The 19,636-nt window shown below is 72.2% G+C and carries 19 protein-coding genes and 2 pseudogenes; 11 read left to right on the forward strand and 10 right to left on the reverse strand.

Annotated features, from left to right (window positions below):
* The 5 genes and pseudogenes from VJS38_RS16615 to VJS38_RS16635 all read right to left on the reverse strand — a co-directional run.
* Positions 1 to 409 (reverse strand): annotated as a pseudogene (locus VJS38_RS16615) (hypothetical protein); the annotation flags it as partial.
* A pseudogene (locus VJS38_RS16620) lies at positions 297 to 626 on the reverse strand (ATP-binding cassette domain-containing protein); the annotation flags it as partial. The pseudogenes VJS38_RS16620 and VJS38_RS16615, both read right to left, overlap by 113 nt.
* Entirely contained in the window at positions 623 to 1,609 is a 987-nt protein-coding gene (locus VJS38_RS16625; RefSeq protein WP_324089265.1) for an iron ABC transporter permease, read from the reverse strand. The gene VJS38_RS16625 and the pseudogene VJS38_RS16620, both read right to left, overlap by 4 nt.
* Positions 1,606 to 2,337, reverse strand: a complete 732-nt coding sequence (locus tag VJS38_RS16630; protein WP_324089266.1) for an ABC transporter substrate-binding protein — start codon at positions 2,335 to 2,337, stop codon at positions 1,606 to 1,608. Before VJS38_RS16630 ends, VJS38_RS16625 begins: the two co-directional genes overlap by 4 nt.
* Positions 2,338 to 2,396: 59 nt before the next feature.
* Entirely contained in the window at positions 2,397 to 3,035 is a 639-nt protein-coding gene (locus VJS38_RS16635; RefSeq protein WP_324089267.1) for a TetR/AcrR family transcriptional regulator, read from the reverse strand.
* A 123-nt stretch (positions 3,036 to 3,158) separates the two neighbouring features.
* Between VJS38_RS16635 and VJS38_RS16640 the strand changes: the two genes are divergently transcribed.
* The 3 genes from VJS38_RS16640 (at position 3,159) to VJS38_RS16650 (ending at position 5,377) form a co-directional block, all read left to right on the forward strand.
* Positions 3,159 to 4,061 carry a class I SAM-dependent methyltransferase gene (locus VJS38_RS16640; RefSeq protein ID WP_324089268.1) on the forward strand — a complete coding sequence of 301 codons (903 nt, stop codon included), beginning with the start codon at positions 3,159 to 3,161 and terminating at the stop codon, positions 4,059 to 4,061.
* Complete coding sequence (locus VJS38_RS16645; protein ID WP_324089269.1) at positions 4,058 to 4,846, forward strand: RNA methyltransferase; 789 nt, start codon at positions 4,058 to 4,060, stop codon at positions 4,844 to 4,846. Before VJS38_RS16640 ends, VJS38_RS16645 begins: the two co-directional genes overlap by 4 nt.
* 72 nt (positions 4,847 to 4,918) lie before the next feature.
* Positions 4,919 to 5,377: a carboxymuconolactone decarboxylase family protein gene (locus VJS38_RS16650; protein WP_324089270.1), complete on the forward strand. Its 459-nt coding sequence runs from the start codon at positions 4,919 to 4,921 to the stop codon at positions 5,375 to 5,377.
* 9 nt (positions 5,378 to 5,386) lie between these two features.
* On the opposite strand, the gene hrpB is transcribed toward VJS38_RS16650, so the two are convergent.
* A complete protein-coding gene (hrpB, locus tag VJS38_RS16655) occupies positions 5,387 to 7,828 on the reverse strand; it encodes an ATP-dependent helicase HrpB (RefSeq protein ID WP_324089271.1) in 2,442 nt (813 codons plus the stop codon).
* A 121-nt stretch (positions 7,829 to 7,949) separates the two neighbouring features.
* On the opposite strand from hrpB, the gene VJS38_RS16660 reads away from it, so the two are divergent.
* From VJS38_RS16660 to VJS38_RS16680, 5 genes are all read left to right on the forward strand, one after another.
* Positions 7,950 to 9,503 (forward strand): amino acid permease, encoded by a 1,554-nt coding sequence (locus VJS38_RS16660; protein WP_324089272.1) that lies wholly within the window; start codon positions 7,950 to 7,952, stop codon positions 9,501 to 9,503.
* 48 nt (positions 9,504 to 9,551) lie between these two features.
* Positions 9,552 to 10,229, forward strand: coding sequence for an MBL fold metallo-hydrolase (locus VJS38_RS16665; RefSeq protein WP_414692459.1), 678 nt, complete (start codon positions 9,552 to 9,554; stop codon positions 10,227 to 10,229).
* A 61-nt stretch (positions 10,230 to 10,290) separates the two neighbouring features.
* Positions 10,291 to 11,034: a response regulator gene (locus VJS38_RS16670; protein WP_324089273.1), complete on the forward strand. Its 744-nt coding sequence runs from the start codon at positions 10,291 to 10,293 to the stop codon at positions 11,032 to 11,034.
* On the forward strand, positions 11,031 to 12,377 hold the full coding sequence (locus tag VJS38_RS16675) for an ATP-binding protein (RefSeq protein WP_324089274.1): 1,347 nt from the start codon (positions 11,031 to 11,033) through the stop codon (positions 12,375 to 12,377). Before VJS38_RS16670 ends, VJS38_RS16675 begins: the two co-directional genes overlap by 4 nt.
* Before the next feature lie 366 nt (positions 12,378 to 12,743).
* Positions 12,744 to 12,959 (forward strand): general stress protein, encoded by a 216-nt coding sequence (locus tag VJS38_RS16680; RefSeq protein WP_324089275.1) that lies wholly within the window; start codon positions 12,744 to 12,746, stop codon positions 12,957 to 12,959.
* A gap of 114 nt (positions 12,960 to 13,073) precedes the next feature.
* Here VJS38_RS16680 and egtB read toward each other — a convergent pair whose 3' ends face one another.
* Positions 13,074 to 15,290 carry an ergothioneine biosynthesis protein EgtB gene (gene egtB, locus VJS38_RS16685; protein WP_324089276.1) on the reverse strand — a complete coding sequence of 739 codons (2,217 nt, stop codon included), beginning with the start codon at positions 15,288 to 15,290 and terminating at the stop codon, positions 13,074 to 13,076.
* Positions 15,291 to 15,490: 200 nt separating this feature from the next.
* Here egtB and VJS38_RS16690 point away from each other — a divergent pair, with 200 nt between their 5' ends.
* A complete protein-coding gene (locus VJS38_RS16690; protein WP_324089277.1) occupies positions 15,491 to 16,030 on the forward strand; it encodes a sigma-70 family RNA polymerase sigma factor in 540 nt (179 codons plus the stop codon).
* A gap of 8 nt (positions 16,031 to 16,038) precedes the next feature.
* Here VJS38_RS16690 and VJS38_RS16695 read toward each other — a convergent pair whose 3' ends face one another.
* Positions 16,039 to 16,215 (reverse strand): hypothetical protein, encoded by a 177-nt coding sequence (locus VJS38_RS16695; protein WP_324089278.1) that lies wholly within the window; start codon positions 16,213 to 16,215, stop codon positions 16,039 to 16,041.
* Between the two features lie 151 nt (positions 16,216 to 16,366).
* Here VJS38_RS16695 and VJS38_RS16700 point away from each other — a divergent pair, with 151 nt between their 5' ends.
* Positions 16,367 to 17,305, forward strand: coding sequence for a hypothetical protein (locus VJS38_RS16700; RefSeq protein WP_324089279.1), 939 nt, complete (start codon positions 16,367 to 16,369; stop codon positions 17,303 to 17,305).
* A 147-nt stretch (positions 17,306 to 17,452) separates the two neighbouring features.
* The gene (locus VJS38_RS16705; RefSeq protein ID WP_324089280.1) at positions 17,453 to 17,860 is read left to right on the forward strand and encodes a response regulator transcription factor; all 408 of its coding nucleotides are present in this window, start codon (positions 17,453 to 17,455) and stop codon (positions 17,858 to 17,860) included.
* Here VJS38_RS16705 and VJS38_RS16710 read toward each other — a convergent pair.
* Together VJS38_RS16710 and VJS38_RS16715 are read right to left on the reverse strand one after the other, a co-directional pair.
* The gene (locus VJS38_RS16710; RefSeq protein WP_324089281.1) at positions 17,857 to 18,849 is read right to left on the reverse strand and encodes a glycosyl hydrolase family 8; all 993 of its coding nucleotides are present in this window, start codon (positions 18,847 to 18,849) and stop codon (positions 17,857 to 17,859) included. The two genes, VJS38_RS16705 and VJS38_RS16710, sit on opposite strands and share 4 nt — an antisense overlap.
* Positions 18,846 to 19,636 (reverse strand): cellulose synthase subunit BcsC-related outer membrane protein (locus VJS38_RS16715; RefSeq protein WP_324089282.1); only part of this gene is annotated, 791 nt, incomplete at its 5' end. The genes VJS38_RS16715 and VJS38_RS16710, both read right to left, overlap by 4 nt.

Genomic DNA, 19,636 nt, shown 5'->3' on the forward strand with positions numbered 1-19,636 from the left:
CGACGCGGAGAGGGGTCGACCGGGTGCCCAGGCGCATGTGCGCGGCATGGGCCGACAGGCTCATGCTTTCCTGTCCGCCGGCGACGACGACCTGCGCGTCCCCGGACAGGATCGACTGGGCGCCGACAGCCACCGCCCGCAGGCCGGAGCCGCAGACCTGGTTGAGGCCCCAGGCGGGGACCTCCTTCGGCACGCCGGCGGCGATCGCGGCCTGCCGGGCGGGGTTCTGGCCCTGCGCGGTCGGCGAGGCCCAGGAGCCCGACGCGCGCCAGGGCTTCGTGCGCCCGCTCGCGCGCAGCCCGCGGCGGAAGGTGTGCGGCCCCCAGGCTCGCCACCCGCCAGGCCGGCAGGTTCCAGCCGACGCGCCGTTCCTGCGGCAGGTAGGCCGCGAGCGCCGCCCGCTGGGGATCGCTGAGGCCGGCCACGTCGCGTCCGCCGAGGCTTGCACGGCCGCGCTCCAGCCGCACGAGCCCGAGCGCCGCCCGCAGCAGGGTCGTCTTGCCCGCGCCGTTGGCGCCGATCACACCCAGCACCTCGCGCGGCAGAGCCTCGGCGCTGGCGTCCTGAAGCACCAGGGCGTGGCCGCGCCGCACGGCGGCCTGTTCGAGGGCCAACGCCGGGCTCATCCGCGCCAGCTCCGCGCCGCGCGCCAGGCGATCAGGGCGAACAGCGGCGCGCCCAGCAGGGCGGTGACCACCCCCAGCTTCAGCTCCAGGTCGGTCGGGATCAGCCGCACCGCCAAGTCCGCGCCGATCAGCAACACCGCCCCGGTCAGGGCCGAGGGCAAGAGCACCCGGCCGGGATCGGCGCCGGCGCGGGTCCGGACCAGGTGCGGCGCGGCCAGGCCGACGAAGCCGACGATCCCCGCCAGCGCCACCGCCGCCCCGGTGAGCAGCGAGGCGCCCGCCACCGCCGCGCCGCGCAGCCGCGCCATCGGCAGGCCGGACATCGCCGCGCTCTCCTCGCCCAGGCTCAGCATGACCAGCCCGCGGGCGGAATAGGCGCAGAGGGAGGCGCCAACCGTCATGGGCGCCAGCTCGCGGCCGATGTCGCCCCAGTCGCGGTTGGCGACGGAGCCCAGCAGCCAGGAGAAGACCTCCGCCAAGGTCACCGGCGAGGGCGCCAGGTTGAACACCAGCGAGGTCAGCGCCCCGGAGAACGACGAGATCGCCACGCCGAACAGGATCAGGGTCTCCGGCTCGCGGAAGCGCGCGGCCAGCGCGGTCAGCGCCAGGCCCATCACCAGCGCCGCGACCAGGGCCGCGCCCTCGATCGCCCCGCTGACGGCGCCCAGGCCCGCGGCGATGGCGATCGCCGCGCCCAGGCCCGCGCCGCCGGAGACCCCGAGGACCCCCGGGTCGGCCAACGGGTTGCGCAGCAGGCCCTGCATGACCGCGCCGGCGAGGCCGAGCGCGGCCCCGACCACGGCGGCGGCGACGCTGCGCGGGCAGCGGATCCGCCAGAGCACCTCGCCCGCGGCCGAGCCTGGATCGGTGAAGGCCTGGGCGAACTGGGCCGCGCTGAGCGGAACCTCGCCGAGCCAGAGGCCCGCCGCGATCAGCGCCAGCACCGCCAGCAGCAGGACGCCGTTCAGCCGCAGGTCGCTCATCGCGGCGCCTTCCCGGCAAGCAGCTCCGCCGCCTCGGCCGCGCCCCAGTTGGGACAGGCGATCAAGGCGCCCGGCAGATTCGCGATCGCATGCTCGCGCACCACCCGGCGCATGAGGGCGTGACGTCCCGGCGTCCAGCTGCCGCCGTTGGCGACCTCGGTGTCGAAGAAGGCCGTCACCACCGCCTTCGGCGGATCGAGCACCAGGCGCTCCAGGGGCGCTTCGACGAAGCCGCGCCGCCGCTCGGCGTTGACCAGGCCCGCCGCCCGCAAGATCGCGTCCGCCAGCGTGCCCGGCCCCGCGCTGAAGCCGGCGGGGGTCAGGTAGATGGCCGAGCGTCCTTTCCAGGCGCCAGCGGACCTGGCCAGGCGGGCGTCCATGTCGGCGACCATCGCCGCCGCGCCGGCCTCAGCGCCCACCGCAGCCCCCACGCTGCGCAGGTTGTCGCGGATGCCGGCGAAGTCCGCCGCGTCCTCGAGGGTCAGCACCCGCACCCCGCGGCTTTCCAGCGCGCGCACCAGCCGCGCGTCGCCGCCATAGGTCCGCACCACCAGCTGCGGCCGGGTGGAGAGCGCCGTCTCCAGGTCGACCCGGCGCAGCGGCAGCCCGCGCGCCCTCGCCGCCAGCAGGGAATCGGCGTCGTCGGCGCGGGTGGAGAGGCCGACGATGGCTTCGCGCGGGCTGAGCGCCAGGACGTACTCATCGGCGCACTGGTCCAGCGACAGCACGCGCGGCGCGGCGGCGACCGACGTCCCCAGGCAGAAGCAGAGCGCGAGGCCCGCGGCTTTCAGTCGGCGATGACGCCGAGAAGCAGGGCGTCCAGCGTCGTCCTGATCAGCTCCTCGGGGTCCGCCCAGGCGAAGGCCGGCCGCGCGCAGAGCAGGGCGACCACGCCGTGGCAGCCCATCCAGAAGGCCTGGGCCGCGCAGTCGGCGGAAGCCGGACGCAGCCGGCCCTCGGCGGCGATCTCGCGCACCACGTCGGCGAAGATCTCGAAACATTGGACGCTCAGGTCGGCGGAGTCTTCCGGCAGGAAGCCAGCGGATAGCGGACGCGGCGCCGAATAGACAAGCTGGTAGGCGTTCGGGTGCTCCAGGCCCCAGCGCATATAGGCCTCCAGCATCTCGCGCACGCGCACCGCCGGGTCCAGCGCGCGGGCGGCGATCTCCTGGTTGCGCGCCCGCAGGAGCTCCAGCGTGCGCTTGCTGATCTCCCGCAGGATGCAGGCCTTGTCGGGGAAGTGCAGGTAGAGGGCCGCGGCGGAGACGCCCACCGCATCGGCGATCTTGCGGACCGTCACCCCTGCGTAACCCTCGGCGATGAACAGCTGCTCGGCGGCGTCCAGGATCTCGCCGCGCCGCGAATGGCCGTGGCCGCGGGCCTTGCGGGCGGATCGGCGCGGGGCGGGATCTGGCTCGAGATCCAAGGAACGTTCCATCAACCTTGAGCAGAAGATGTACCAAAATGGCTACGCGTTACAAGCCTGGTACATGGTCAGCACGAGAGGGAGGCTGGACGGCGACGCCGCCGACCGCGTAAGCCGCCGGGGATGAGCGCGCGCGACCCTGATGTGGCCGAGACGCCCGGCGTGATGCGCACGCGGGGCTGGGCCGACTACGCCTTGCTGGACAGCGGCGGCGGCCGCAAGCTGGAGCGCTACGGGCGCTACACCGTGGTGCGGCCCGAGCCGCAGTGCCTGTGGGCGCCTCGCCTGCCCGCCGAGGCCTGGGAGGCGGCGGACGCGGTCTTCGACCCTACCGACGAAGAGGACGCCGGGCGCTGGCGCTTCGGCGGCAAGCCGGTGGAGTCCTGGCCGCTCGCCTGGGGCGAGGCCAGGTTCCACGGCCGCTTCACCGCCTTCCGCCACCTGGCCTTTTTTCCCGAGCAGGCGGCCAACTGGAGCTGGCTGGACCAGCGCATCCGGGCGCGCGGCGGCCAGCCGAAGGTGCTCAACCTGTTCGGCTACACCGGCGTGGCCAGCCTGGTGATGGCCGCCGCCGGCGCGGCCGTCACCCACGTCGACGCCTCGAAGAAGGCGGTGGCCTGGGCGCGGGAGAACGCCGAGCTCTCGGGCCTGGCCGACCGGCCGATCCGCTGGATCACCGAGGACGCCCGCAAATACGCCCAGCGCGAAGTGCGCCGCGGCTCGCGTTACGACGGGATCATCCTCGATCCGCCGAAGTACGGCCGCGGACCAGGCGGCGAGGTCTGGCGACTGTTCGAGGACCTGCCGGAGCTCGCCGGGCTCTGCGCCGAATTGCTCGGCGAGGACGCGAGCTTCCTGGTCCTGAACGCCTACGCCGAGCGGATCTCCGGGGCGGCGCTCTCCGGCCTTCTGGCGGAGAAACTGAAGGGCCGCGGCGGGACCATCGAATGGGGCGAGCTGGCCCTGGTCGAGGACGCCGGCGACCGGCAGATCGGCATGAGCTTCTACGCGCGGTGGGCGCCATGAGCGCGCGCACCGTCACCTCGCTGGCCAACCCGACGGTCAAGGCGGTCCGCGCCCTGCACCTGCGCAAGGAGCGCGACGAGACCGGCCTGTTCGTCGCCGAGGGGCTGAAGAACGTCACCGAGGGCGTCGAGCTGGGCCACGCGCCGCGCATCCTGCTGTACGGCCGCGACACCGACCATCCGCTGCTGAAGAAGGCGATCGCCGCCACGCTCGCTGCTCGCGGCGAAGTGATCGAGGTCACCCACGACATCCTCGCCAAGGTCTCGCGCCGGGACAATCCGCAGGCCGTGGTCGGCGTCTTCGCCCAGACCTTCCGCCCCCTCGTCGAGGTCAAGCCGGGCTCGGCGGCCTGCGTCGTCGCCCTGCACCGCGTGCGCGACCCCGGCAACCTCGGGACCATCGTCCGCACCGCCGACGCCGCGGGCTGCGGCGGGGTGATTCTGGTCGGCGAGTGCTGCGACCCCTATTCGGTGGAGGCGGTGCGCGCGACCATGGGCTCGATCTTCGCCGTACCGCTGACCCGGGCCAGCGAGGCGGAGTTCGCCGCCTGGCGCCGGCGCTGGCCGGGCTCGGTGGTCGGCGCCCTGCTCACCGCCACGGTCGACCACCGCGCCGCCGGCTACCGCAAGCCGGCGATGGTGCTGATGGGCAACGAGCAGCAGGGGCTGCCGCCGGAGATGGCGGGGCTTTGCGACGTGGCGGTCAAGATCCCGATGCGCGGGCGCGCCGACAGCCTGAACCTCTCCGTCGCCACCGGGATCATGATCTACGCCGCCACAGGCTGACGCCTTTGTCTTGAGAGCATGTCACTTGCGGCCGATGCGCCCTCGCGGCGTGTCAGAACAGGAGATCCGACGATGACCGAGCGGTTGAACTACTGGCAGGTGGCCCCCGAGGCGGCGAATCCGCTCTTGGCGCTCGAGGAGCGGTTCAAGAACGGGCCGCTGCCGCACAGCCTGATCGAGCTGGTGAAGACCCGCGCCTCGCAGATCAACGGCTGCGCCTACTGCCTGCACATGCACACTTCGGACGCCCTGAAGGAAGGCGAGCGGCCGGAGCGCCTTTTCCTGCTCGACGCCTGGCGGGAGTCGCGGATGTACACGCCGAAGGAGCGCGCCGCGCTCGCCTGGACCGAGGCCCTGACCCTCGTCGCCGAGACCGCCGCGCCGGACGAAGACTACGACGGCCTGAAGGACCACTTCTCGCCCGAGGAGATCGTCGACCTCACGCTGCTGATCGCCACCATCAACGCCTGGAACCGCATCGCCATCGGCTTCCGCAGCCACCACCCGCACGACCGGCCGGCGGCGGTGTAGGCGCTCGCGTCACCTCCCCCTGGGCTTCGCCCGCGTCGTCGCGGCCGCCGTCGCGGGATCCTCGGGCCAGACGTGCTTCGGATAGCGCCCGCGCATGTCCGAGCGGACGTCCTTCCACGAGCCCTTCCAGAAGCCGGGCAGGTCCTTGGTGGTCTGGATCGGCCGGTGCGCGGGCGACAGCAGCGCCAGCGTCAGCGGGACGCGGCCGCCCGCCACCGCCGGGTGCTCGGCGAGGCCGAATACCTCCTGCACGCGCACCTCCACCCTGGGCCCGCCGTCGGCGGCGTAGTCGATGGCGAAGCTGTTGCCGGTAGGCGCGGTCCAGCGGGCGGGCGCGGCCTGGTCGAGCTCGCGTTGGCGTTCCCAGGGGATCAGGGTGCGCAGCGCCCCGTCCAGCACCTCCGGCTTCAGGGCCGCCAGCGAGCGCACGCCCGCCAGCAAGGGTGTCAGCCACTCCTCCAGGCGCTCGGCCAAGGCAGTGTCCGACAGATCCGGCCAGCTGTCGTCGTGCCGCCGCAGGAACGCCGTGCGCTCGCGCAAGGCCTGGGCCGCCTCGCCCCAGGGCAGGACGCCGACGCCCTGGCGGCGCGCCCGTTCGGCGAGGGCGGCCGTGAGCAGCGCCGGGTCGGGACTGTCGTCGACCTGTTCGCGCAGCGACAGCCGGCCGAGCCGCGTGATCCGCTTCACCCGCAGCTTGCCGTTGCCGCTCTCCTCCAGCCGTTCCTCGGTCTCCAGCTGGCCGGCGAAGGCCGCCGCCAGCTCCGCCTCGTCCAGCGGCGCGGCCAGCAGGATGCGGTCGCGCCGCTCGCCGCCGCCCAGCTCGGCCACCGCCAGCCAGGTCTCGCGGGCTAACGCGTCGGTGGGCTCGAGGAACGCCCCGCGGCCGCCGACCAGCTGGAACTCGCCCAGCGGCCCGCGCGCCCGGGCGATCCGCTCCGGATAGGCGAAGGCCAGCAAGAGGCCGTCCGACAGCGCCTCCTCCGCGCCGGCCTTGCCCGCCAGGCTGGCCCAACGCTCGGCCAGAGCGCGGGCGTCGCGGGCCCTCGGCGAGCGGTCGCGGTCCAACCCCTCCAGCCGATGCCGCAGGTCGACGTCGCGGCCGCCCAGCCCGCGCTCGGTGACCAGGGCGGCGATTCGCGCGGCGCGTCCGGCCTGGCCGGAGGCGGCGGCCTTCAGCACCATGTGCGCAAGCCTCGGCGGCAGCGGCATGTCGGCCAGCGCCCGGCCGTGGGCGGTCAGCACGCCCTTGTCGTCCAGCGCCTCCAGCCGCGCCAGCAGGGCGCGCGCCTCCTTGAAGGCGGTCGCCGGCGGCGGGTCGAGGAAGGCGAGCGCCGCCGGGTCGGCCGCGCCCCAGCGGGCGAGGTCGAGCGCCAGGCCCGAGAGGTCCGCCTCCAGGATCTCCGGATCGGCGAAGGCGGGCAGCGCCCGGGTCTCGGCCTCGTCCCAGAGGCGGTAACAGATCCCGGGCTCGGTGCGGCCGGCGCGGCCGCGGCGCTGGTCGGCGGCGGCGCGGCTGACGCGGACGGTGGCGAGCCGCGTCAGCCCGCTGGCGGGATCGAACCTCGGCACGCGCGCCTGGCCGGCGTCGATCACCACCCGCACGCCCTCGATGGTCAGGCTGGTCTCGGCGATGGAGGTGGCGAGCACGACCTTGCGCCGGCCGGCAGGAGCCGGGCTGATGGCGCGGTCCTGCTCGGCCGGCGTCAGCGCGCCGTAGAGCGGGTCGATGTCGACGTCGGGCCGGCGGACGCGCTCGGCGAGTCGCTCGGCGGTGCGCAGGATCTCGCCCTGCCCCGGCAGGAAGACCAGCAGGCTGCCGCTCTCCTCCGCCAGCGCGCGCTCCACCGCCCGCGTCGCCTGGTCCTCCAGCCGCAGCCGGTCGTCGCGGCCGAGGTAGCGGGTGGCGACCGGATAGGCCCGGCCCTGGCTCTCGACCACCGGCGCCGCGCCCAGCAGCCGCGCGACCGCCGCGCCGTCGAGCGTCGCCGACATCACCAGGAGCCGCAGATCCTCGCGCAGCACGCCCTGGGCGTCGCGCGCCAGCGCCAGGCCCAGGTCGGCGTCGAGGCTGCGCTCGTGGAACTCGTCGAAGATCACGCAGCCCACCCCGGCGAGCTCCGGGTCGTCGAGAATCATTCGCGTGAAGACGCCTTCGGTGACCACCTCGATCCGCGTACGGGCGGAGACCTTGGACTGCATCCGCACGCGGAAGCCGACGGTCTCGCCGGGCTTCTCGCCGAGGGTCTTGGCCATCCGCTCGGCGGCGGCGCGCGCCGCCAGGCGCCGCGGCTCCAGGACGATGATCTTGCCGCCCCCTATCCAAGGCTCGTTCAAAAGCTCCAACGGCACGACCGTGGTCTTGCCTGCGCCCGGCGGGGCGACCAGCACGGCGGCGGCGTTCGCCGCCAGCGCCGCCTTCAGTTCGGGCAGGGCCTCGTGAACGGGAAGCATCGGCGCCCTCTAACTGCGCCACGCTGCCGCGCCAAGGCTTGCCGCTTGACCCGGACGTATCGCGCGCGCCACGGTCGCCTCATTATCAGGAGCGGCTCGGGGGCCGCCGCTTGGAGGAAACATGTGGCGCGTTAAGCCGCTCGACGCGATTCTTGCGACCGCCGAGAAGAAGTCGCTTCATCGGTCATTAGGTCCCTTCCAGCTGACCATGCTGGGCATCGGGGCGATCATCGGCACCGGGATCTTCGTGCTGACCGCCGAGGCGGCGCAGAAGGCCGGCCCCGGCATGATGGCGGCGTTCGTCATCGCCGGCTTCGTCTGCGCGGTCGCCGCGCTCTGCTACGCCGAGATGGCGGCCATGGTGCCGGTCTCCGGCTCGGCCTACACCTACAGCTACGCCGTGATGGGCGAACTCCTGGCCTGGATGGTCGGCTGGGCGCTGATCCTGGAATACGCCATCGCCGCCGGCGCGGTCTCGGTCGGCTGGTCCGGCTATGTGGTCGGCCTGATCCAGAACGCCTTCCACGTCCACATCCCGCTGACCCTCGTACGGGGTCCGCTGGACGGCGGCCTGGTGAACCTGCCCGCGGCGTTCATCGCCCTGGTCGTCACCGCCCTTTTGGTGATCGGCACCAAGGAATCGGCGACGGTCAACGCCGTCCTGGTGGCGGTGAAGGTCACGGCGCTGACGCTGTTCATCGTCCTGGCCCTGCCGGTCATGCACATGGAGCAGTTCACCCCCTTCGCGCCCCTGGGCTTCAAGGGCATCTCGGCGGCGGCGGCCTCGATCTTCTTCGCCTACGTCGGCTTCGACGCCGTCTCGACCGCGGCGGAGGAGACCAAGAATCCGCAGCGCAACATGCCGATCGGCCTGATCGGCTCGCTGGCCATCTGCACCATCTTCTACCTGCTGGTCGCGGCCGGCGTGATCGGCTCGGTCGGTGCGCAGCCGGTGATGGGCGCCGACGGCCAGGGCATGCGCCCCGGCAGCCCCGAGCTCTCGGCCGCCTGCCAGGCGATCGGCGACGCCAAGGTGGTCTGCTCGAAGGAGGCGCTGGCCTGGACGCTGCGGACGATCGGCTTCGCCAAGATCGGCAACCTGATCGGGCTCGCGGCCGGCCTCGCCCTGCCCTCGGTCGTCCTGATGATGATGTACGGCCAGACGCGGATCTTCTTCGTCATGAGCCGCGACGGTCTGCTGCCGGAGGGCCTGTCCAAGGTCCATCCGAAGTTCCACACCCCGCACGTGATCACCATGATCACCGGCGTCTTCGTGGCGCTGTTCTCGGCCTTCTTCCCGGTCGGCGTGCTGGCGGACGTGTCGAACTCCGGCACCCTCTTCGCCTTCGCCATGGTGGCGATCGCCGTGATGGTGCTGCGCCGCACCGATCCCGGCCGCGCGCGGCCGTTCCGCACGCCGGCGGTGATGGTGGTGGCGCCCCTCGCGGCGGCCGGCTGCGTCTACCTGTTCTTCAGCCTGTCGAAGGAGACCCAGATCCTGTTCTTCGGCTGGGCGGCGGTGGGCCTGTTGGTCTACTTCCTCTACGGCTACCGCAAGAGCAACGTCGCGCGCGGCGTGGTCGAGACGCCGGAGTTGTCGGCCGACGCGCCGCACATCCACATCCCGCCCATGCCCGGCGCGCCCGCGCCCGGCGAGGCCGCCGAGCGGGGGTGAGACTTGGCCCTCTCCCCACGCGGTGGGGAGAGGGCTAAAAAGGGCGCCATGAACGCTCCCGCCCCCGCGCCCATCCGCGCCATGATCGCGCCGGTCACGCCGCTGCAGCAGAACTGCACCATCGTCTGGTGCGCCAGGACGCTGAAGGCGGCGGTCATCGATCCCGGCGGCGAGGTTCCGCGCCTGCTGGCGGCCCTGAAGCAGCACGGCCTGACGCTGGAGAAGATCTGGATCACCCATGGCCACCTCGACCACGCCGGCGGAACCGCGGCCCTGAAGAAGGCCACGGGCGCGCCGATCGAGGGCCCGCACCGCGAGGACGCCTTCTGGATCGACCAGATCGAGGCCTCCGGCCAGATGTACGGCATGCCGGACGCCCGGTCGTTCATCCCCGACCGCTGGCTCGAGGACGGCGATACGGTCTCGCTGGGCGAGACCGAGTTCGAGGTTTTCCACTGTCCGGGCCACACGCCCGGCCACGTGGTCTTCTTCCACCGCGAGGCGCGCCTGGCGCAGGTGGGCGACGTCTTGTTCCAGGGCTCGATCGGCCGCACCGACTTCCCGCGCGGGAACCACGCCCAACTGATCGAGGCGATCACCACCAAGCTCTGGCCGCTGGGCGACGACGTCGCCTTCGTGCCGGGCCACGGACCGATGTCGACCTTCGGCGACGAGCGCCGGACCAACCCCTTCGTAGCCGACGACGTGCTGAAGGCCAGGGCCTGAACGCTCAAGGCGCCGCTGTGATTTCAGCCCCGAAATCTGCATGTTACCCTGGCTTCGTTAGATGGGCGGCATGGAGCTTGATGCTGAAATGACCGCCGCCACCGCGCGCATCCTGATGGTCGACGACGATCCGGGCATCCGCGACGTCGTCTCCGACTTTCTCGGCCGCCACGGCTACAACGTCGAGACCGCCGCCGACGGGCGCGAAATGGACGAGGCCCTGGAGCGCGGCCCCGTCGACCTCATCGTCCTCGACGTCATGCTGCCCGGCGAGGACGGCCTGGCCATCTGCCGTCGGCTGGCGGGGGCCGAGGACGGCCCGCCGATCATCATGCTGTCGGCCATGGGCGAGGACACCGACCGGATCGTCGGCCTCGAGGTCGGCGCCGACGACTACGTCTCCAAGCCCTGCAACCCGCGCGAACTGCTGGCGCGGGTGCGCGCGGTCCTGCGGCGCACCGACCAGCGGCCGGGCGACACGGTCACCGTCGCCGGCTGCGAGTTCGCCGGCTGGCGCCTGGATCTCGTCAGGCGCGAGCTGCGCTCGTCGCAGGGCGTGGTCGTCAACCTGTCGTCGGGCGAGTTCGGCCTGCTGCGCGCCCTGGTCGAGCATCCGCAGCGCGTGCTGACGCGCGACCAGCTGCTGGAACTGGCGCGCGGGCCGGAGTCCGAGGCGTTCGACCGCGCCATCGACGTGCAGATCAGCCGGCTGCGGCGCAAGCTCGACGACGGCGGCGGCCAGGACCTGATCCGCACCGTCCGCAACGAAGGCTACATGTTCACCGCCAAGGTGAAGCGCCTGTGAGCCCGATCGGGCGCGGACGACCCACAGCTTCGCTGTTCGTCCGGCTCCTGGTGTTCGCCGCCGCGACATTGCTGGCGGCCCAGGCCATGAGCCTGGTGATGCTCTTCAAGCTCCCGCCGCCGATGCCGGACTTCTACCGGCTGACCGAGGTCGAGCAGGTGCTGCGCGGCAAAGGGGCAGCGATCGTCGAGCGCCGTCCCCTGCAGTCGCGGGTCCAGAGCGATGCCCCCGGACCCACGCTGGACAGCCGAACCGCCCCGATGATCCGCGCGCGCGTGGCCAGGGATCTCAACGTGCCGCTGGCGCACGTGGTGATCGCCGGCGACTACGGGCCGCTGGCGGACCGCCGGGTGTTCCGCACGCTCAGAAACCACGCGGCCGAGGAGGGCATGTCGGAGGAGCAGTTCCTGATCGCGCCCTTTCAGATCGGCGTACGCCGCGCCGACGGGTCCTGGACGGTCGTGGAGCCGCAGCCCAACTTTGGCCTGAACGCCTGGGAACAGGCGGTGCTGCTCTGGCTGGGCCTGTCGACGCTGGCGATCGCGCCGATCGCCTACGTCTTCGCCCGGAGGCTGTCAGCGCCGACGCGGCTGCTGGCGCGGGCGGCCGAGCGCCTGGGGCGCGACCCGCAGGCCGCACCGCTGGAGGTCAACGGCTCCTCGGAGATCGCGGTCGCCGCGGCCGCCTTCAACGACATGCAGGCCAAGCTGCGCCGCTACGTCGACGACCGCACCGCCATGGTCGGCGCCGTGGCCCACGACTTGCGCACGCCGCTGACGCGGCTTCGGTTCCGCATCGAGGCGGCGCCGGAGGAGCAGCGCGCCAAGATGGCGGCCGACATCGAGCAGATGGAGCAGATGATCTCCGCCACCCTGGCCTTCGTGCGCGACGCCAGCCGGCCGGCCGAGCGCACGCGGCTGGAGCTCAGCTCGCTCTTGGAGAGCCTGTGCGACGAGATGGCCGAGACCGGCGCCGACACCGACATCGTCGCGCGCGGCGACAAGGTGGTGATCGAGGGCGATCCGATGGCGCTGCGCAGGCTCTTCACCAATCTGCTCGAAAACGCCGTGAAGTTCGGCAGCCGCGCCCGCGCGCGCGTGTTCCACGACGAGGCCTATGCGGTGGTGGAGATCGCCGACGACGGCCCCGGAATCCCGGCGAGCGACATCGAGCGCGTGTTCGAGCCCTTCTATCGCCGCGAGCCTTCGCGCAGCCGCCAGACCGGCGGCATCGGCCTGGGCCTGGCGGTGGTCCGCTCCATCGCCCGCGGCCATGGCGGCGATGTCATCCTGCTCAACCGCGCCGGCGGCGGTCTGACGGCTCGGGTCCAGCTGCCGCTCTGACGCGACCGGCCAGCGCCGGCCGCTGGCGCCGGATCGCATCCGTTCAAATGAAATTGCGATTTGCAGCCGAGCTTGCCGCTCGGCGGCGAGATCATCCGCCGTCGGACACAAACACGAAAATTCGAACCCTAGTCCTAATCCAGCCAAGCTTTTAGCAGAGAAATGCGAGCACGTCGCACGCAACCTCTGCTGCGTTTCGATGGTTAGCCTGACCGCAACCCCAAGCGAGACGCCATGACCGGACCGGTGAACCTCCCCCGTTCCCCAGCCTCGGCTCCAAGCCCAGGCCCGCCCGTCGTCGACGGGTCGCGGGCCTGCGCCTTGCTCGACCTGCCCACACCGTCGCCCGATTAGGAGAGTAGATCCATGGCCACCACAGTAGATTCCGGCAAGCCGCGCGCCCGCAGGGGCTTTGCGGCCATGAACCCCGAACGCCGTCGCGAGATCGCCCGCAAGGGCGGCGCCTCTGTGCCGGGCGAAAAGCGCAGCTTCGCCAAGGACCGCGACCTGGCCGCGTCCGCCGGCCGCAAGGGCGGCGAGGCGAGCCGTGGCGGTGGCCGCTCGCGCGGCCGCGAACCCTGACCCAGGGCCTCTAGACCAAACACGGCCCCTTCCCCATGGCCATCCGTTTCCGATCGGGTTTGACCAGCCTGATCGGAAATGGCCCTGAACTTTCTGGATCACCGATCCAGCACGCTAGGCCCGCAGCAAAACCACCGCGAAAGCGGGATCGGCGCTCAGCCATCGACCTTCGAGGCGCCAGCCCGCCGATTGCGCCAGGCGGTCCACGCCCTCCAGGGTGAACTTGTGGGAGTTCTCGGTGTGCAGGGTCTCCCCCGCCGCGAACCGGAACCGCCGCCCGCCGACATCCACCCGCTGATCCCGCAGGCTTTCCAGGTGCATTTCGATACGGCTCTCGCGGGCGTTCCAGCGCGCGACGTGCGCAAATCCATCGAGGTCGAAATCGGCGCCCAGCTCCCGGTTCATCCGCACCAGCAGGTTCTTGTTGAAGGCCGCGGTCACGCCAGCGGCGTCGTCATAGGCCGCCACCAGCACAGGTTCCGGCTTGACCATGTCGAGGCCGATCACGAACTGCGCGCCCGCGCCCAGCAAACGGCTCGCCCGCACCAGGAAGTCGTGCGCCTCCTCGCGGGTGAAGTTGCCGATGGTCGAGCCCGGGAAGAAGCCCACCACCGGCCGCCCGGCGACCGCGGCCGGCAGGCTGAGCGCCGTGGTGAAGTCCTCCGCCAGCGGGGCGACCAGCAGCTTGGGATAGTCGGCGCGGATCGCCCGGGCCGCCTCCTCCAGGGCCCCGTGGCTGATGTCGATCGGGACATAGGCGCTAAGTTGCGGGGCGGCGTCGAGCAGGATGCGGGTCTTCACGCTGGCCCCGCTGCCGAACTCCACCAGGGTCGCGCCTGGCGGGAAGCTGGCGGCGATCTCGTGCGCGGCGTCCCGCAACAGGGCTGTCTCGGTCCGCGTCGGATAGTATTCCGGCAACTCGGTGATGGCCTCGAACAGCCGCGAGCCCTCGGCGTCGTAGAAGTATTTGGGCGAGATCGACTTCTTTGCCAGCGAGAGGCCCGCGACCACGTCGTCGAGGAACGCCTGCGCCTGATCGCCCGCCCCGTCCTTGGCCAGCCGCACGCCTGAGAACATCCAGCGCTGGTGCGGGTAGAAGAAGTTGCGATAGCTCGGCCGCACGTGGCCTGGCGGGGTGATGCAGGCGCCGCCGCGCAGGACGAACTGGCCGCACATGAACTTGCCGTTGTACTCGCCGACCGCGCCCTCGGCGGGACGGAATCCCGGGTAGGGCGAATAGGCGCTGCGGGTCCACTCCCAGAGGTCGCCCAGCATCTGGCGCAGGCCCGAACCCTCCAGCGCGGCCGCGGCGTCGATCCGGCCGGCGCCCAGAAACCGGCCGCCGGGCTCGGCCTGCAGGGCGGCGTGCTCCCATTCGGCCTCGGTCGGCAGGCGCGCCCCGGCCCAGGCGGCGTAGGCGTCGGCCTCGTAGTAGCTGACGTGGCTCACCGGGGCGGCCGGCTCGAGCGGCCTGAGGCCATGGAGCGTCATCACCATCCAGCGGCCGTCGACCTCCTCCCAATAGAGCGGCGCGCGCCAGCCTTCCTCGCGCACCCGCGCCCAGCCGTCCGACAGCCACAGCTCCGGCCGGCGGTAGCCGCCGTCGGCCATGAAGGCCAGCCACTCGGCGTTGGTCGTCAGCCGGTCGGCCAGGCGGTAGGGCTCGAGCCAGACCCGGTGCCGGGGCGTCTCGTTGTCGAAGGCGAAGCCCTGGCCGTCATGGCCGATCTCCACCAGGCCGCCGTCGACGGGGACGAACCGCAGCGGCCCCGGCGGGGTCGGGTCCGGCGTCCCGCGCGGCGGCGCGTAGGCCGGCTTCAGGGGCGAGCTGGCGAAGAGGTGCAGGATGTCCATCAGGATCAGCTCCTGATGCTGCTGCTCGTGGGCCAGGCCCAGCTCCACCAGCGGCGCCAGCTCCGGAACCTCGCGCTCCAGAAGCCGCGCCATCCCGGCGTCGACGTGAGCGCGGTAGGCCAACACGTCGTCGATCGAAGGCCGGGTAATCAGCCCGCGCGCCGGCCGCGGCTGCCGCGCGCCCAGCGCCTCGTAATAGGAGTTGAACAGGAAGCCGAACCGCGGGTCGAACACCCGGTAGCCGGCCAGCCTGGGCGTCAGCAGAAAGGTCTCGAAGAACCAGCTCGTATGCGCCAGGTGCCATTTGCTCGGGCTGGCGTCGGGCATCGACTGGGCCTGCTGGTCCTCGGCCGTGAGGCTTCGGGTCAGGGCTTCGCTCGCCTGGCGCACCGCGCGGTAGCGAACGGCCAGGCTCGCCAGCGTCGAGACTGCCTTGGCGACCGCGCCGCTCGGGGCGGTGTCATGGGGGTGCGCCATTTCGGATGCTCCTCGCCGCCCGCCGAACATAGGTGCTCGCAAGCCTCTCTCAAGGCGAGGCTGGTGGGGACGAACGTACACGGAGGTTCGAGGTTCCGGAAATTCCGCGGCTGGGCGTCCAAGGCGAGCCGGAACGTATGCAGGAGGCCTGCGTTGAGGGGGGTGCAATGGGGCCCGTCAGCGGGCAGAACGAGGGCGCCATGACCGCGACGTCGAGTTGGCGGGACGAAGTCGTCGCACTGATCCCCGCATTGCGCGCCTTCGCCTGGTCCTTGAGCCACAACGGGTCCGACGCCGACGACCTCGTGCAGGACACCCTGATCAAGGCCTGGACCAACCGCGAGAAGTTCGAGCCCGGGACCAACCTGCGCGCCTGGCTGTTCACGATCCTGCGCAACACCTACTACACGAACGTGCTGCGCCGGCGGCGGGAGGTCCGCGACGAACAGGGGGAGTACGCCGGGACGTTGAAGGCGGCGCCGACCCAGGACTGGAGCGTGGCGATGCGCTCCCTTCAGGCGGCCCTGCAGCAGCTCCCTGACGAGCACCGCGAGGCCCTGATCCTGGTCGGGGCGGCGGGGCTCTCCTACGAGGAGGCGGCCGACATCTGCGGCTGCGCGCTGGGCACCATCAAGAGCCGCGTCAACCGCGCCCGCGCCCGGCTTTTGAAGATCATGGACGCCGAGGACGCCACCGACGTCATGGCCCTGGAGACGATGTCGATCGCCGGCCGCGCCTGAGTGCTCGCCTACGTCCCGCGCAGCCGCGTCAACGGCCGCACGAAGCACAGCTGATCCAGCAGGTTCGAGGGATGGTCCGCCCGCAGGCTGTCCGGCAGCGCCCGGGCCTCCAGGTTGCGGAACAGGCTGCGCAGGGCGACGTCGAGCGCCTGGACGTCGTCCCTCTTCACAGGCTTGCGGGCCATGATCCCCTTCCGAAACGCACGCGGGATTTCGCGCGCCTTTGCGCCATGGAGCCGTCGATCGCAAGCGTCGAACGGCTGCTGCGACACTGCGGAACAGGTCGGCCCCAGGGCCGTTGGGCGGCGTGACAGGCAAGCTTGCATGGAGGCGAACATGCCCTACTGGGACGATCCCCGGGGCCCCCGTCACGACCCCGAACGGGAACGCTGGGAGCGCGACCGTTGGCGCCGCGACCCGCTGCGCGACAGGACCGGCCCCGGCTTCGAGCGTCGGGCGTTGGGCGAGCGCTATCCGCCGCGCTACCCGCGTGAAGAATCGTCCTTCGGCCGGCGCTTCGAGGACGCCGGAAGCGCCGGCTACGCCCCCCACCCGGGCGACCGTCAGCGCGGCGGCAGCAGCCTTTCGCACGGCGGCGAACCCTACGCCTACGGCGGCCAGGAATACGGCGTCGAAGGCTATGGCGCGCGCACGACCCGGGGCCCGGCGTGGGGAGGCTTCGACCGCGACGCCGAACGGCGGCGGAACTTCGACTTCGACGATCCCGGCGTCGGCCAGAGCCAGGCCGGCTACGCCGCCGAGACCCGTTCGCATTCAGAGCACGACTTCGACCCGGACTATCTGCGCTGGCGCGAGGAGCAACTGCGCGGCCACGACCGCGACTACGAGCTCTGGCGGCGCGAACAGCACCGGCGCTACGACGAGCAGTACCGGCAGTTCCGCCAGGAGCGCCAGCGCCACTTCGGCGAGGCCTTCCACGAGTGGCGCTCGCAGCGCAGCGCCGTCGGCGGCGTGGCGGACACGGGCGTGGCCGCCGGCGTCAGCGGCTACGGCGACACGACCGCGCGGAGCTCGCCAAGCAGCGTCGACAAGCCGAGCGGCTATCTCGACCCGTCCGGCCACCTCTCCACCGACCCGGCGCTGAGCCAGCGAGGCGGCTACGCAGGCCCGCTGCACCAGGGCTCGGGCGGCGAGCCTGCGCCGGAGTTCGGCAAGGAGCCGGGCCCGGTCCAGGCGGCCTCCGACGGCGACACCCGTCCCCACGACGAGAAGGCCGAGGACCGCGCCAAGGACGGCGACGCCCGCCGTCACTGACAGGAGCGGCCGCGGTCCCCAGGTCCGCGGCCGTTTTCCCGTTCCGGCCCCTTCGCGCGCATATCCCTTTACACGGCATTATCTCCATCCGGCCTATGGTCCGCGCACTGAGCCTCCCCCGCTCCAACGACCGAAAGCGCAGACGAAATGACGATCCGGGTTCTTGTCGCCGACGACCACGAAGTGGCCCGCACCCTGGTCGTCCACACGCTGCAGGCCATCGGCTTCGAGGTCTACGCCGTCGCCGACGGCAAGGCGGCGCTGGAAGGTGCGGCGACGTTCCGCCCCGCCCTGATGATGATCGACGTCAACATGCCGGAGTCAAACGGCTTCGAGGTCCTGCAGCGGATCAAGGAGACGCCGGAACTGCGGCACATCCCGGTGGTGATGCTGACCGCGGCGGGGACCTCGCAGGACATCGCCCGGGCCCTCGACATGGGCGCGGCCGACTACCTGACCAAGCCGTTCAGTCCGGCCGAGCTGCTGGCCCGGGTCCGCCGGCTGGCGCGCGACATCGAACGGGCTTCGAAGGTCACGCTGCAGGCCACGGGCTAAACAGCGGCGCGCTCCCGCCGCGCCAGCGCCGCGAGCGCGCCCAGCGCATCGCCGTAGTAGTCGCCGGCCGCTTCGCCGGGGGCGACGTCGATCCCGCAGACCCAACCGGCCACCGCGCGCACGCCTGCCGAGGCGGCGTAGGGCGCGGTCTCGCCGGTAACGACGTCGATCCAGGCGGGCGGGCGGTTGCCCTGCAGCAGGTACGGCCGCCAGAACGCCTGGAACGCGGCCAGGCGCGCGCGCTCGCCCGCCCAGGCCAGATAGAGCGGAACCCGCACCGCATCGAAGCCGAACCGCGGCGGCCGCCCGGCCGCGGGCGCGAGCGCGCCGGCCCCATCCAGGTCGACCCAGTCGCTCGGCAGACGCGCCGGACCGAAGGCGGCCTGGTCGAGCAGCTTGGCGCCAGCGGCCGACACCGCCATCCAGGGGCCGTCGCGATCGACGCGCGCGAAAGCCTGCAACGCCGGCCAGACCCAGTATGAGGGATTGAGCGTGATCGTCCCGCCGTTCCGGAAGCCGTCCAGGCCGGGCAGCAGGACCAGCCCGAGCGGCGTCTCGACAACCAGCTTGGCGGCGACCACGGAGAGGATCCGCCGTGCGGCGGCGTCATAGTCGGGCGCGCGCCACCGCCGGCCGGCGCGAATCAGCGCCCAGGCGATCAGGAGGTCGCCGTCGGTGGCGTTGTTCGGATCGGAGACGGGCGTGGCGGCGGCGGGATCGAAGCGCCAGCTGAAGATGCCGTCCTCCGACCGCGCCAGGGTCGCGCCGGTCCACCGCCAGAGCTGGTCGAAGCTCTCCCGATCGCCCGCCGCCTCGGCCAGGAGCAGGCCGTAGCCCTGCCCTTCGCTGTGGCTGATCCCGCCGTTGCCGGTGTCGACGATGCGCCCCGCCGGCGCCAGGTAGCGGGCCTTGAAGGCCGGCCACGGATCGGCCGCCGCCGGCGCCCACGCCGCGCCGCCCATGCCGAGCAGAAGCTCGCGCCGGTTCATCGCCCGGCGAAACGCAGACGCAGGCGCAGGGCCGCGTGGGTCTCGCGATAGGCGCCGAAGGTGTCGCCGCCGACCTCGGCGCCCACGAGCAACCTGGGGCCGAGCGAATACTCCGCCCGCGCCTCGCCGGAGACGCCGAGGCCCTGCTTACGCGAGCCCGTGATCGTCGACTGGCCGGCCGGCAGTTGCGCCTGCCAGGCCGGCGCGGTCGGGAAGACCGGCGCGTCGCCCTCGCGGTAGTGCTCCCACCCCGGCGAGACCTGAGCCTCGATCCGCCAGGCGCCGGTCTTGCGGCTGAAGCGCAGCGGGACCGTCAGGCTGACGAATTGTTGCGGGCTGAAATAGCCGCCGTGGCCGAAGGTGAAGGCGTTCTCGTTTCGCCGGTAGGCCTGCAGGTCCAGGTTCAGTCCGCCCTTCAGCACCGTCGAGCCGCGGCGGTAGAGCTGGGCATAGCCGCCGACGTCGAGCTGCGCGCTGGCGTTGGAGCGTACGCGGCGGCCGTCGTAGGCGTAGCCGGCAAGCACGGCGTAGGCGCCCAGGTCGCCGCGGGTGAGCGTCAGGCCGCCCTGCGCGCCGCTGCGGCTCACCTGTCCCCAGGAGACGCCCGCGCGCGGGTCTTCCGTGCCGGCGTAGGCGAGCAGGCTGTCCATGACCGGCCGTCGAACGAGGGCGAGCTCCGCCTGCACGTCGTTGGCGGGCTTCGGCGACCAGCGCGCCTCGCCGGAAAACCCGGTCGGACGGCCCTTGAAGCTCGTCGCGCCGAGACGGAAGCCGAGGTCTGCGGCCG

This window comes from Phenylobacterium sp. (assembly GCF_035276905.1).
Classification (GTDB): Bacteria; Pseudomonadota; Alphaproteobacteria; order Caulobacterales; family Caulobacteraceae; genus Phenylobacterium.